Here is a 14,418-nt window from a genome sequence, read left to right as displayed (position 1 = left end):
CCTCTCGTACCGTCACACCCAACACTCCAGCCAGTTCTGTTTTTAAATAATTCCCCACTCAAGTTCAAAAATGACTAACTGTTTATGGTTCTGTGCTAAGATTTTTTTAGCCTTCTGCAGACCCGTAAACTGTGAATCCAAATCACATACGGGAATCATCAATTTTTGCGGTTCTATTTTCTTCTACAACCACAAGTCCCTCCATCTGACTAGCATTATTTTGGAATTTTATTAAGGCCTGTTCTAACGCATTTCGCAAAGCAAAGGTCAGGGTTACCCCTATACTTCCATACCAATTATCGTCTGTATTAACCCAGATTACTGGGAAACCTAATACATCCTTACCTCGTGCAATCTTTGGGTTACCTGCTATCGTCGTCAACGCCTGTAAGTAATAGCGACAACGTTCATCTTCTACCGTATCCAACACGACACTATCTGCTGTATTTTCCTGACTATAGGCATGCTTTGTAAATTCATCATTCAACCATTTTTGAAGGCCGCGATAAACACATTCAGCAAATGTTTCTCCTGTACCAATCCCAAGAAATTCTTCAGCCACAAAGGTTGGTTTGAGCTGTTTGATGATCTCTGCCGAATACCTTTCAATTCCCGAAAGTCCCGCTTCTCTTCGTGCTTCCTTATGCGTCAAATCCGAACAAAGGATATCCGGCAGCAGTTCAGCGAACCCTTCCGACAACGGATCAACTACTTGGACACGGCACTGAGCAAGCGGAAGCTGCTTTAACTCTCCTTCTTCCCAACTATGGAAAATCCCTGACTGCGGTGAGGTCAACCGGCTAAAGAATAGAAATAAGTTTCCCTCTTCCGTCCTTATCGACCTATTCCCAAGTCTTTCATCAGAATCTTCTACCCTTTTCACCTTAGCTTTACCTGTCACCGACGGATGCGGAAGACAGCGATGCCACTTTCCTTCTAACGTTTCCAAATCAAGCAGATAAAACTGATTCGGTTCTTCGGATTTAGTTACCCCTGTAAGTTCTTTAAACATTTCAAAGGAAAGAATATTAGCCAACATAGCACCTGCTGTAACAGAAAAAGCAGAAAAACCAGGTTCTGCACTTAGCACCGATTGATGTAGTTGACGCCGAGCAGAATCCCATGAACCAACCGAATCTTGAGTAACGATTGGACCCGCCATACCGGTTTGTTTAAGGATGATGGCTGGAAAAAACCCTTTCTTTTCTTCTTTACACGCAGCTTGCAAATTACCTAATTCGCCTACATCACCCTCTTGAGAAACATACAAAATTGCATCAAATGGCCTTACCAACTCCCCCCAAGAAAAATCCCCTTCTACATTCAGTGAGATTTCCTCAACCTTTACATCGGTATCAGTCTTACCTGCATGTTCTACAAGTTCTTTCAAGCGGTTTTTATTCGTGGGTACTGTTTCTGTTATAAACGTATGAAAGGCAGGCAGGCCAGACTCCAACAAAGCCGAAACCAAAGAAACAAATAAATGGCCTGAACCAACTGCTAACACTTTTGTCTGGCGATACTTTTGAAAGTGATAGGCACCTGAATCAATCATGTTCTCCAAAAATTGAATCTGTGAGCCGTACTTGATCAGAACCTCTTCCTTCAATTGATGGGGACGTTCTTGACTCATATCACGGACAAATCCATTTTTGTATAAAACATCGGCTATTTCCATGACCATATTTTTGTATGTGCTTGGCAATCCAGCAGTTAATTCACCCAGTGTATGTTCTCCGTTAAACATCGGTAAAAGCGTTTCAACCCACTGAGCAATCGTCGTGCCTTCCATACGAAACGAACTGGTATTATTCCGAAAATACACGCCTCTTGTGTGTTCTGGGAGAAAAAACGTGTCCCGTTTCACTTTCAGTCGCATAGAAGAGATCAAATCCATTTCGCTCCTCCTAACCTGGAAACTCGATTCTGTTTCATGTCGTATCACTCTCATTCTATGTATGACTAATTGTCTCATATGTCTAAACTAAAGAGGTCCCTGCTCAGCAGAGACACTATCTTTAGATATATATCCTTATCTACCGCATCGTCCACAACGTCCGCAGCCGCCGCATCTCCCACAACCACCACAACCTCCGCAGCCAAAGCAGCCAAAACATAAAAAGCAGCCAAAGCCAAAACCAATCAGTCGAGAATCTTCCATTGTATTCGGATTTTGCACCCATTGACCAGAAGGATCTTGCCCCCATTGAACAGGCTGACTTGCCTGAAATTGATCTACATTTAACATTTGCAGTTGATTTTGGAACTCATTCATTTAGATAACCTCCGTATAGTAAGATGAGCATCATGAAAGGGAAATTGAAACAACATCTGTTTTCCCCAACGTTTACTTCAAAATATGTACGGTGATTGGGTATTGCTACTAAATCATATGCCCATTTATTCTATCTAACCAGCAAACGCAGGGTTTTACGAAACTTTGTCTTTTTATATACGTAGTAGAATCAACAAATACGAATAAGGAGTTGAAACTATGGCAGCTGTTGTCCCTGCATTGTTAGTCGTCTTTTTAGGCCTATATGTTTTTTTATCAAAAAATAAAAACTAGATTTAAACAGGACAATCATAAATCTGAACTTAGTGTTTTTTTAATTTGAATCAAACAAAATAAGTTTATACTATAATTTTAGCTTCCTGATCTTTGTAAAAGTGAACGCATGGACAAAATATGAATTTTCAGATAACATAAGAAGATGTCATTGTTTCGATTCGGCATTTATAAAAACTTAAAAATCAGAAGGATGAAAGAGGCCAGCTAATAATGAATAGCACGGATAAATCACTCAAAGAAAAAAGTATTGTCTTTATCGGGTTTATGGGGGCAGGTAAAACGACGATTGGTAAACTCGTTGCCAACAAATTATCCCGTGAGTTTATCGATATCGATAAAGAAATTGAAACTGAATATAATATGACCACATCAGCATTTTTCAAAACATATGGAGAAAAAGCGTTTAGGCAAAAAGAAAAAAGTCTTATTTCTCAGTTCTCTAATCAACCAGACAAGATTATCTCCGTCGGGGGCGGAGCTTTTTTACAAGAAGAAGTTCAACAGAATTGCCTATCCAATTGTATGGTCATCTTTCTCGATGTGACATGGGATTCTTGGAAAAATAGACTTCATTTACTTATGGATAGTCGTCCAGTTTTACAAGGAAAATCTGAGGAAGAAATTAAAGAACTTTTTTACAACAGACAAAGCATCTATTCCAAACACCATTTAAAAGTGCAAACAGATACACTCGATAGTGAAGAAACTGCTGATTATATTGTTGGATTGTTACAGTCAGCTGAAGTTTATAAATAAACAAACTCCCCATCCTTATCGGTGGGGAGTTTGTTCAAAGTTAGGAAAGCTATTTACCCGCTGCCATCTCCAAAATCTCATGAGTATAAGCATCGTCAAGATTAGCTGGTTTTTCGATGACGCCAAATTCATGTGCAATATCAGCCGTCTGTTTAAACATCGCATCATCAATAGCACCAATTTTATCTGCATCAAATCCCTCTGGCACAACGAGTTTGGCTACTTCACTCATCATTTTTAACTGATGATCTTTAGATGTACTTCCTCCTTCTGCTGCCTTCATCACTGCATCCACTGCAAATTCTTGATTCTCCACCGCATCTTTCCACCCTTTGATGGATGCACGGAGAAACTTAGCTGCGACTTCTTTATTCTCAGAAAGCCACTCTTTATTTGCAAATAAATTATCCTCAAGCATCGCAACACCCTCATCATTCATATCAATGACATTAAGGTCACTTTCAGAGATCCCTTCTTCAAGGACTACCTGGTATTCGTTATAGGTCATAGCTGACGCCGCATCAAGGTCACCGCCTAAAAACTGATCCATCGTAAACCCTTGTTTCACAAAAGAAAGGTCTTTATTTTGGTCGTAACCATATTTATCAAATAAAGCTAATAGTTCAAATTCATTACCGCCCATCCAGTTTCCAACCTTTTTCCCTGCTAAGTCCTCTGCTGTCTGAATTCCTTTTTCTTTTTTAGATACGAGGAGTAATCCGCTTTTTTGATACATTTGGGCAATCTGAACTAATGGCAGCCCTTGTTCTTGATGGGGTAACAAGCTTGCTACCCAACCAATCCCTATATTCGCTGCGCCATTTGACACCTGCTGTTCAGGAACGATATCTGGACCGCCTGGTACAATGGTGACATCAAGTCCTTCATCTTTGAAGTATCCCTTTTCCATGGCGACAAAATAGCCAGCAAACTGTGCTTGCGGTACCCATTTTAACTGTAGTTTTATGGGTGTCAGTTTTTCTGAGGAAGTTCCTGCGGAAGACTCATTGTCTTTGCTACAAGCTGCCAACAGTAAACTAAGAGCCATCACAACTAAAATAATTCCTCTGCGCGTTTTTTTAAATTCCCTTTTCAAAACAAATCCCCCCAAACATTTATTTTCTTTCTGATGGATGCCACTTTAAAAAAATCTTTTCTACCCGTTCTACCAATAAGTAGAAAATAACTCCAACAATGGCGGCCATAACTATACATGCCCACCCTAAAGGCATCTTAGCTACTTTTATTGAGTTGGAAAGGAGATAACCTAACCCTTGAGATGAAAAGAAAAACTCGCCGACGATTGCCCCAATCATACTTGCTGTTGTATTTATTTTTAGTGCAGTGAAAACAAAAGGCAGACTATTAGCTATTCTCAAGTATTTAAACACCTGCTGTTTTTTTGCTGCATATGAATGCATTAAATCGAGCGCTAACGGGTCAACCATTGTCATTCCTTTATAAGCATTAATGGCCATAGCTGACATTGTTGTAATGGTAACAATCGCAATTCTCGACCCCATTCCATCACTAAACCAAAGATTCATGATAGGTGCCAAAGCAACAATTGGGACTGCATTAACCGCCACAACAACTGATAATCCGCCTTTCCCCCATTTGGGCCAAGATGCTGCCAATAATGCGAAAATAAATCCGACTGAGGACCCAATCACCATACCTGCTGCTGCCTCAATAAAGGTATACCTCGTATAGGTCAGCAGTGTTTGCCAATTTACTGATATCGCTTCCCAGATAGCAGAAGGTAACGGAAGTTGGTACGTTTGCAGCTGGAGAACACGATGGAATACTTGCCATTCCCATAACAGTATAAATAAAATCCCTGCCGCAAGCGGGAGTGCCGTTTTACGAATGTTTCCTATTTTATTCTTGCGTTTTTGCACCCTTGGATTCATCAAACGTATTGATTGGGTACTTGAAACCGATTCGAGTTCCCAATTCACGTTCTTTTCTGCTGGTTTACCCACCATTTACTCGTCACCTCCTGTCGACCGAAATTCCGGCTGCCATGGAGAAACAATACGTTCAATTATGGTTATCAATAAATAGCTGAAAATCCCAAGTAAAGCTCCTGCAATCACCGTTAGCCAAAACATGTAATTATGAGACGGACCATAATAAAGATTTCGAAGCATAATAACTCCCAAGCCTTTGGTTGCACCCATTAATTCAACAAGGATTGCTCCTGTTACCGCTAATGGAGCAGCAATTTTTAAACCGCTAAACAAGCCGGGCAAGGCTGCTGGAAACCGTAGTTTTAAATAAACAGACCAAGGCTTAGCCGCATAAGAATGCATAAGTTCAACGGCTGCTGGATCTGCACAGCGTAAACCTCTTAACACATTTAGTGCCACAGGAAAGAAAGTAATATAAGCAGCAATAATAATTCTTGATAATTGATCATCATGCACGATTCCATAGACAATTGGAGCCAAACCTAAGATGGGAATCATTTGGGATCCAACTGCGTAAGGAAAGGTTAATTGTTCTACCCATTTCGATAAGCTCATTAAAATCGCTAATAAGCTTCCTACCACAGCACCCAATGCGAACCCAATGGCTGCGTTCGTAAAGGTAACCCATCCCTCAGAAAAAAGTGTGCTTCCATATTCCAACATCGTATACATTAATTCATGGATATAAGGCAGTTTTGATTGAGCCAGAGGTACTTGTAAAACCTGCAGCAGAAACCAAGAACAGATTTCCCAGATAACTAGAAGCCCTACAATCCAGACCAATGTTGGTGTCCAACGTTTAAGCTGTATGTAGTTTTTCATCCTCTATACCCCTTCAAAGCTGCTTCGAATATCAGAAATAAGCTGATAAAATTCCGGACTATTTCTTATTTCTTTTGTTCGAGGCCGAGGAAGATCTATTTCAACAATTGCGGAAAGTCTTCCCGGATGAGGAGATAGCACAAAGACACGATCAGATAAAAAGATGGCTTCAGATATACTATGTGTCACAAAAACCACCGTATTCCCAAACTTACTCCAAATCGACAATAGTTCTTCATTTAAGCGTTCTCGAGAAAATTCATCCAAAGCAGAAAAAGGTTCATCCATCAATAAAATCTCTGGCTCCATAGCTAGAGCTCGAGCAATCGCAACACGCTGCTGCATCCCTCCGCTGAGCTGCCAAGGATATTTGTCCTTAAATTTTTCTAAGCCTACTAGTTCTAATAAATTGTGTATGCGTTTCTCTTTTTCAGTCTTATTCATACTCATCATTTCTAACGGAAGCGAAATGTTTTGTTTTACTTTTCGCCAATCGTACAAAACAGGACTTTGGAACACGATTCCATATTTTTGGGCTAACCTTGCTTCCCTCGCTGTTTCGCCTGCAATTTTCACTTCGCCGCTGGTTGGCTGAATCAAATCAGCCATAATTCGGAGTAATGTAGTTTTTCCACAACCTGAGGGCCCGAGCAACGAGACAAATTCTCCTTTTTGAATATGGACACTCACATCTTCGAGCGCTAAAACCTCAGCGGCATCCGTTTGATAACGCATGCTCACATGCTCAAACTCAATTTCCGGAAGGTACTCTCTGGTTATCGTCATTAAAAATCACTCCTTTTTATACGATTTAATTTTTTACGATAATTCATGTTATGTTTTATAACATTCTATAACCATTACCATAGTATTACATTAGACAAAGTGTAAAAGAATTTATACAAACTGTTCACTTGATAGATAACCTCACACTCAAGCAGACAAAGGGTTTTTCCACAAAACAGACTCTCCGTCCCTTCATATAAGGTATGCATGTATTAGGACAAAACGACTATTTTTATTTTTTACTAATAAAATCGAAAGAAAATTAACGCAAAATAAAAAGGAACCAAGCCGCATTTCTCATGACTAAGTTCCTTTTCTTACGTGCACCCATGTGTTAGAAGTCCAAAAAACTACTTAAACTACAAAGCTATTTTTCTTAAGGAAATGAATAATTTGTTCTTTATGATGATGATCGTGGTCTGTAAATTCTTTGACAATATATTTAAGTGAATAAGGCGTTCCCGTATGCGGGCAGTGAGTTACACCATTTGAGGTTAATGCTTTGTTTAACTTTTCTGCAGGGATTTCATTAAGTTCTTTCACGAGCAGTTCCCTGGTATCTTTTGCTTCCACAAGCAGCGTTGACTGTGATATGCCGGATTTTGCGTAATCAGATGCTTTTTTATTAAAGGGTTCAAAATCAGGAAACTCCATCCCCTTTTCCTTCCTTACTGATGGAATGACTTCGGACAATAGATGATGATCCCAAGCAGTAATATGAGCTATTATTTCACTTACAGACCATTTGCCTTTAGATATCGGTTTAGACCATAATGTTTCATCCAAATCTACTAGGGTCTTTACCCAAGATGAATAGTTACTTAGATTACTAATCTCACTCATTTCTATCCCCTCTTTTCTCTAATATTACAAAGCATACCATAAATCCAGATTTTAACAAAACATATGTTCTTATATTTATTGAAAGATAGGTAAACATAAACAAATCTCTTAAATTAAAAAACAGGCTGCAATTATTTCCTCTGCAGCCTGTTGCATCATAATATCTCAATCATTTACGAAGACATGGTAATCCCGCCATTAATATGAATGCATTGTCCCGTAATATATACACTTTCATCTGATGCCAGCAATACATAAGCTCCCGCATGATCGGCCGGTTGCCCCGGACGTCCAAGAGGTGCATCGCTGCCAAATTCCTCTACTTGCTTTTCATTGAATGTAGCAGGAATAAGAGGTGTCCAAATTGGACCCGGAGCGACCATGTTAACACGAATTCCTTTTTCCGCCAAGTTCTGGGCTAGGCTTCGCGTAAATCCAACGATGGCTCCCTTTGTGGCTGTATAATCCATCAATATTGCATGCCCTCTATATGGGTTGATTGAAGTTGTATTGATGATGGTATTTCCCTGGGTCATGTGTGGTACAGCATGCTTACTCATATAGAACACGGAATGAATATTCGTCCGGAACGTTTTATCCCACTGTTCAGCTGTGATGTCTTCAATTTTCTCTGTCGGGTACTGCACCGCCGCATTATTGACGAGGATATCCAGCTTTCCGAATTCATCAATTGTTTTTTGTACGAGCTCCTTACAATTTTCCTCTTCGGAAACATCTGCCGGGAGCAATAGACAGCGAACGCCTTCTGCTTCAACTAATGCTTTTGTTTCTTCCGCATCGCTGTGTTCGTTCAAATAGTTCACCACTACATGAGCCCCTTCTTTTGCATATGCAATCGCAACAGCTCTTCCAATTCCACTGTCCCCGCCAGTGATTAATGCGACACGGTCTTTCAATTTCCCACTGCCTATGTAATTAATCGGTTGGACTGGAAGTGGAGTCATCTCAGATTCAATGCCAGGTTGCTGCGGCTGAGTCTGTCCGGGTTGTCCTTCTTTTTGCTGTTCATAAATATTCAAGTTAATTCCTCCTCTAAGATGTTGTCTAGTCATACTTTAACCTTTCTAAAGAACGTGTAAACATCAACCATTCCACTTTTTTTATGTGTAATCGATTACACCCTTAGCTCTGCCTCGTCTTAAATAAACTAAAAAAGTTAAATGTGTAAGCACAACGAAAAGACCGCCAGTTGGCAGCCTTTCTCCTAAAGTTATTAACTAGTTGATTTAATTAAAGCTGTGAAGCTCTTTTTCCTATTGTCTTTCATCCTGTCGTGCATTTTGTTGCAGAAGGTCACGAATTTCCTTTAAATATTGCTCGGTGGCAGGTACTTCTACGACTACTTCTTTGACTTCTTCTTTTTTTCTAAAGATAGAATTGGCTATCTTCATAAACATGAAAATCGCAAATGAGATAATCAGGAAATCAATCACCGCTTGAATAAATGATCCATATTGAATAATTGCTTCTCCTACTGGAAAGGACAACGCCGAAAAATTCACTCCTCCTAGTAAAATACCAACAATCGGAGTAATAATATTTTCTACGAGAGATGATACGATTTTCCCAAAAGCAGCTCCCATCACTACAGCGATAGCAAGGGCGAGAACATTTCCTTTAGAAATAAAAGCCTTAAATTCTTTTATCATGACACCTACACCCTTCTATTCACTATTTACTATTAGCTTATCAGATAGCTGGATATATTTGAACAGGGGATGAAGGCTCTGTTTTTTTCTAAAAAAGCATTATTCCATTTACCTGCCTGCTTCAGAATGCTGTACTATTTCTTTTTTTCGACTATCGAATAAGACGAATACAAAAAACAGTGCAAGTACCGAACCGGCAAGTAAAAAGCCTCCCTTAATGCCTAGTGGGAATAGACCAAGTACGGATGATCCTACAACCACTCCAATGGAGAAAAATGCGTAAAAGTAACCATAAGCCTGTCCGCGCATTTCTGGTGTTGTTGATTGAATCAATAGTGTATTAATAGACGGAAATAAAAAGGCAAATCCTACTCCGTAGAGTGCCATCACACTGTATAACGTAATTGTGGTCGTCATTTGACCGACTAACAGTTGACAGATTGCCAGGATTCCAACTCCAATTATCAGTGTATGCACTGGAGCCACACGGTCAAACAAACGATTGGTTGGTAAAATAAAAATCAGCACGGCCACTATCCCAAACATACTTAACAGTGTTCCTGACATACGGGAACTAAACCCAAGTGATTCCACATACAGAGGCAGCAGATAAGCCAACGCCCCTTGAGAGAACATTAAGAAGAAAGCACCCATAAATGCTTTTTGCACGCCAGGATTCCAGCTAAATGACGTCCGCCTCTCTTTACTTCTTTCTTTCCTATTATTTAGATGCCGTAAAAAGGCGGCACCAACAATTAATAGACTCCCTAGTAACCCCACTAGTGCAAATACATTTGGAACTGAGGTTTTGCTAGCCATTATTCCACCGAATGCCGGACCCACAATCGCTGCAATCCCAACAATGGAACCCGTTATCGCACTTTTACTGCCCTGCTCATTGTTTGCGGTTGTATTGGCCAATAGCGTAAATGCTGCTGGTACGATTAATCCACTAAAAAAACCATGTAACGAACGTACAACTAGTAAAGTCAAAGGATCATCAACTAGCTGGTACGCAAACAGCGCATCACTTGTTGTACCTAATCCAACTAACATAATCCTCAAAGGCCCGACCTTATCCGTTAACATACCTGAAGCAACATTACCGAAGGAATTTGTAAAAGAATACATACCGACTACAATTCCCGCTACAACCGTACTTGCTCCAACAGATGTCGCAAAGGTACTCATAACCGGAAGCTGGACAAATAGGTCAATAAACGAAAAGAAAATAATACAATAGACGATCCATGCGAGCTTAAATGGTTTCACCGTATACCGATGCTGCACTTTTTTTAAATAAATATCAAAAATGAAATTCCCAAATGGTATAAATGCTGCAAGCAGGGCGGTAATCGACCAGCCAATGGACCATTGGATACGAAGTGCTGCATATAAAATCGTAACGATGTATAATACGAAAATCCCCCCGTGTATACTGCCGTTAATAGTGACCGCAAGGGGAAAATCGGCATAATATTTTAATGGCATAGCGATGAATAATAAGGTCAACAAAGAGATCCCATCTACTATTCCTGCCAATCGTAAGTAATTTATCGGTGAACGCATTCTAGTACTCCTTTATTCTATAGTTTATTTCTGAATACCCTTGGATTAGTAGTCATCAAACTAGTAAACGGTTTATGACATTCCTTCTTTTCATTTTACCTGTTCTCATCTCTTTATTTATAGTCAATTATAGACAAATTGTGAGAAATCAGTTTCAGTATCATACTTGGTCCTAATATTGAAAAGAACCTTCAATCCTAAGATTGAAGGTTCTTTTTGTATAAAAGTAATTTAATGAACGCGTGACGGCGAACTTTCATTTAGACCCAGTGACCTTGCTGTTGAAGCATGAATTTGTTGGAAAAGCTCTGGGTTTTCCATTAATGACAGACCATAGGATGGTATCATTTCTTTGATTTTCGGTTCCCATTCTTTAATTTGTTCTGGGAAACATCGAGTCATGATTTCAAGCATAACGTGTACGGCAGTAGATGCACCTGGAGAAGCACCTAGTAATGCAGCGATTGAGCCATCTGCGGCAGTTACCACTTCTGTTCCAAATTGAAGTGTTCCTTTACCGTTCGCCTCAGTATCTTTAATTACTTGGACACGTTGTCCAGCTACTACGATATCCCAATCCTCACTCTTAGCATTAGGAATGAATTCCCGTAACTCTTCCATACGCTTTTCATTCGAGAGCATAACTTGTTCAATTAAGTATTTGGTCAGTGATAATTCTTTTACACCTGCCGCCAGCATTGTAACGACATTATTAGGTTTTACAGAATTGAGTAAGTCAAACATCGAACCTGTTTTCAAGAACTTAGGTGAGAATCCAGCAAAAGGTCCAAACAGCAGTGATTTTTTATTGTCTATATATCTTGTGTCAAGATGCGGAACAGACATTGGCGGCGCGCCGACTTTTGCCTTACCATATACTTTTGCATGATGCTGTGCGATCACTTCAGGATTTTTACAAACCATAAATAGCCCGCTTACTGGGAAACCGCCAATCCTTTTTCCTTCAGGAATACCGGATTTTTGAAGCAAATGCAGGCTTCCGCCCCCGCCGCCGATAAAGACGAATTTAGCCGTATGATATTCAGTCGTTCCTTTTTCCATATCACGTACTTTCAATTCCCATAAGCCTTCACTGGTGCGTCTAATCCCATCTACACTATGTTTATAGTTTATATTAACGTCGTTATTCTTTAAGTGGTCGAATACCAAGCGTGTTAACGCGCCAAAATTAACATCCGTGCCAGAGTCAATTTTTGTCGCTGCTATCGGTTCATTTGATGTACGCCCTTCCATGATAAGCGGAATCCATTCCTTCAGCTTTTCAGGATCATCTGAATATTCCATCCCTTGGAACAGTGGGTTGTTTGAGAGCGCTTCAAATCGTTTTTTCAAAAATGATACATCTTTTTCCCCTTGGACCATACTTGTATGAGGCAGCGGCATGATAAAATCCTTCGGATTTTGGATTAACTTGCTGTTTACAAGATACGACCAATACTGTCTTGAAAGCTGAAATTGTTCATTCACTTTAATCGCTTTGCTAATATCTAAAGATCCGTCCGGTTTTTCAACTGTGTAGTTCAGCTCGCACAGTGCAGAATGCCCTGTTCCAGCATTATTCCATTCGTTAGAACTTTCCTCCCCAGCCTTTGCGAGCTTCTCAAACACTGTTATTTCCCAATCCGGTGCTAATTCCTTCAATAATGATCCCAAAGTCGCACTCATGACTCCAGCACCAATTAAAATAACGTCTGTTTTTTTCTGTATGCTGCTCATTATAACCTTCCTTATCTCCTATATTTGCAAAAGAGATGCAGGCGCTCCTGCTTAGGTGTCACAAAAACAAAGGCGCAACCTACGTACACATCTTTTCTGTATCAATTATAAATTATCATAATTATTTATATATTAAAATATCTATTGTTGAAAATTTGTCACATTTCAGCAAAAAATTAGTAAAAAGTGAAAAATCTATCAACTTAAACCCTGAAACACAAAAAAATAAGACCTTCATCTGTTTTATAATCTACGGCTGCTATTCTTAAATAAACTATTATCGGTAATTTCAAAAATATGAAAACGCTTGCGTTTCTTTTTAAATATATCACAATAACAGTTCGAACATTGATGCCATCCCGTTATTGTTCTGCATATCCAAAATATTCTCTTGACCTATTATATACTACTTTATTAAATAGTTAAATATTTTGTGAACTCAGTCAGACAAATTTTATCAATTAACAGAGATATTAATAGGAATTTGTCTCCATATATCTTAAAGGGTTTTGAATTAACTTTAGTTTTAAAATTGTCGAAGGGGAGTCAAAAATTTCTCATGCAAGTTCTAGATTTTTCAAGGGGGCTTACAATGAAGACTATACATTTATGTTACTATTTGGTAAAAGATTAGCAAAGGATAGATGTAGATGAAGTGTGCAAACGCTAAAATCAGAACTGATTGACCTTACTTCTTATACCGAACAACAAATACGGGAAAAAGACTTGGATACCCTTATCAAGAAAATGATGAACCATATCGGTTCTCCAGACTCTGAATTAAGGGATACCCTTATTTACAGTACTTTCGGAAAGCTAATACAAGAGGATTACCTTAATCATCAGCAAATGAAATACATAATCGAAACCTGTCTCAACGAACAGCATTTATTTTTGAACATCGGTTTAACAAATAAGGACTCTGTTTTTACAAGGTCATTCTCTGCCTTAACGATAGCCCTAATATTAGCTAAAGATCGAGAAAATCACTTTCTTTCGAAAGATATTGTGACCTCTGCCATTGAGAGCAGCATAAATTATTTAGTAGGAGAAAAAGATATCCGCGGTTACATTGAAATAAAAGGATGGGCACATAGTATCGCTCATGGGGCAGACTTATTGGCAGCAGCCATTAAACATCCTTTATTTCCTTCCCAACTAACCAAGAAATGCCTTTACACAATCGGAGTCTGTTTATTTAAAGCTGGCTCCTATATTGATGATGAGGATGAAAGGTTGATAGATGCTTTAGAAGCCCTCCTAGATAAAGGAACGGAAGAATCCATCATAGAGAAATGGATGTTAACTTTAGAAAGTGACCTAACCAATAAATTAAATCAGGAGGGAGAAACTCTTTCTTTTTTTAGGACCAAAACCAACATCCATCATTTTTTGAAGGCTTTATATTTTCGATTATTATTTAGAAATAGCGGCAGAAATAGTAGAAATATAATTGAAGCATTATTAGAACGGTGGCATAATGGGACGCTCCGTAATGAATCCTAGAATGACGTCTTTATGTCTATTTTTCAAGTTATCTGTGAAATATGATAATTACCATTTTAGAGAACGAATTATTCATGCTGAAGATTCGCATATTTCGAGTTTTACTACTATTAATATTTTTTTATTGATTGCCTGTCTGGACTTATTCATAAAGAAATTTCCTATAAAAAGAGACTTTTCAACA

13 protein-coding genes are annotated in these 14,418 nt (G+C 39.0%); 2 read left to right on the top strand and 11 right to left on the bottom strand.

Annotated elements, in window-relative coordinates; all coding sequences use genetic code 11:
- Window positions 1-142: 142 nt before the first annotated feature.
- Both WYK_RS16210 and WYK_RS24070 read right to left on the bottom strand, forming a co-directional pair.
- Window positions 143-1,897, bottom strand: a complete 1,755-nt coding sequence (locus tag WYK_RS16210; RefSeq protein ID WP_235782534.1) for a putative thiazole-containing bacteriocin maturation protein — start codon at window positions 1,895-1,897, stop codon at window positions 143-145.
- Window positions 1,898-2,032: 135 nt separating this feature from the next.
- The gene (locus tag WYK_RS24070) at window positions 2,033-2,275 is read right to left on the bottom strand and encodes a hypothetical protein (RefSeq protein ID WP_081704918.1); all 243 of its coding nucleotides are present in this window, start codon (window positions 2,273-2,275) and stop codon (window positions 2,033-2,035) included.
- Between the two features lie 507 nt (window positions 2,276-2,782).
- Between WYK_RS24070 and WYK_RS16205 the strand changes: the two genes are divergently transcribed.
- Window positions 2,783-3,328: a shikimate kinase gene (locus WYK_RS16205; protein WP_040375519.1), complete on the top strand. Its 546-nt coding sequence runs from the start codon at window positions 2,783-2,785 to the stop codon at window positions 3,326-3,328.
- Window positions 3,329-3,377: 49 nt separating this feature from the next.
- Here the strand turns inward: WYK_RS16205 and WYK_RS16200 are convergent, their stop codons facing one another.
- From WYK_RS16200 to WYK_RS16160, 9 genes are all read right to left on the bottom strand, one after another.
- Window positions 3,378-4,424 carry an ABC transporter substrate-binding protein gene (locus WYK_RS16200; RefSeq protein WP_040375518.1) on the bottom strand — a complete coding sequence of 349 codons (1,047 nt, stop codon included), beginning with the start codon at window positions 4,422-4,424 and terminating at the stop codon, window positions 3,378-3,380.
- A gap of 19 nt (window positions 4,425-4,443) precedes the next feature.
- On the bottom strand, window positions 4,444-5,316 hold the full coding sequence (locus WYK_RS16195; RefSeq protein ID WP_040375517.1) for an ABC transporter permease: 873 nt from the start codon (window positions 5,314-5,316) through the stop codon (window positions 4,444-4,446).
- Window positions 5,317-6,123, bottom strand: a complete 807-nt coding sequence (locus WYK_RS16190) for an ABC transporter permease (protein WP_040375516.1) — start codon at window positions 6,121-6,123, stop codon at window positions 5,317-5,319.
- Window positions 6,124-6,126: 3 nt separating this feature from the next.
- Entirely contained in the window at window positions 6,127-6,909 is a 783-nt protein-coding gene (locus tag WYK_RS16185) for an ABC transporter ATP-binding protein (RefSeq protein WP_040375515.1), read from the bottom strand.
- Between the two features lie 354 nt (window positions 6,910-7,263).
- The gene (locus WYK_RS16180; protein WP_040375514.1) at window positions 7,264-7,752 is read right to left on the bottom strand and encodes a DinB family protein; all 489 of its coding nucleotides are present in this window, start codon (window positions 7,750-7,752) and stop codon (window positions 7,264-7,266) included.
- Window positions 7,753-7,925: 173 nt separating this feature from the next.
- The gene (locus WYK_RS16175) at window positions 7,926-8,792 is read right to left on the bottom strand and encodes an SDR family oxidoreductase (protein ID WP_040375513.1); all 867 of its coding nucleotides are present in this window, start codon (window positions 8,790-8,792) and stop codon (window positions 7,926-7,928) included.
- A 234-nt stretch (window positions 8,793-9,026) separates the two neighbouring features.
- Window positions 9,027-9,422 carry a large conductance mechanosensitive channel protein MscL gene (mscL, locus tag WYK_RS16170; protein ID WP_040375512.1) on the bottom strand — a complete coding sequence of 132 codons (396 nt, stop codon included), beginning with the start codon at window positions 9,420-9,422 and terminating at the stop codon, window positions 9,027-9,029.
- Between the two features lie 108 nt (window positions 9,423-9,530).
- Window positions 9,531-10,991 carry an MFS transporter gene (locus WYK_RS16165; protein ID WP_040375511.1) on the bottom strand — a complete coding sequence of 487 codons (1,461 nt, stop codon included), beginning with the start codon at window positions 10,989-10,991 and terminating at the stop codon, window positions 9,531-9,533.
- A gap of 231 nt (window positions 10,992-11,222) precedes the next feature.
- Window positions 11,223-12,728 (bottom strand): malate:quinone oxidoreductase, encoded by a 1,506-nt coding sequence (locus WYK_RS16160; RefSeq protein WP_040375510.1) that lies wholly within the window; start codon window positions 12,726-12,728, stop codon window positions 11,223-11,225.
- 657 nt (window positions 12,729-13,385) lie between these two features.
- Between WYK_RS16160 and WYK_RS16155 the strand changes: the two genes are divergently transcribed.
- Window positions 13,386-14,234 carry a DUF2785 domain-containing protein gene (locus WYK_RS16155; RefSeq protein ID WP_051387591.1) on the top strand — a complete coding sequence of 283 codons (849 nt, stop codon included), beginning with the start codon at window positions 13,386-13,388 and terminating at the stop codon, window positions 14,232-14,234.
- The last annotated feature ends 184 nt before the right edge of the window (window positions 14,235-14,418 follow it).

This window comes from Peribacillus psychrosaccharolyticus ATCC 23296, assembly GCF_000305495.1.
Classification (GTDB): domain Bacteria; phylum Bacillota; class Bacilli; order Bacillales; family DSM-1321; genus Peribacillus; species Peribacillus psychrosaccharolyticus.
Note: the sequence above shows the minus strand (reverse complement) of the source record. Positions and strands in the feature narration are given on the sequence as shown.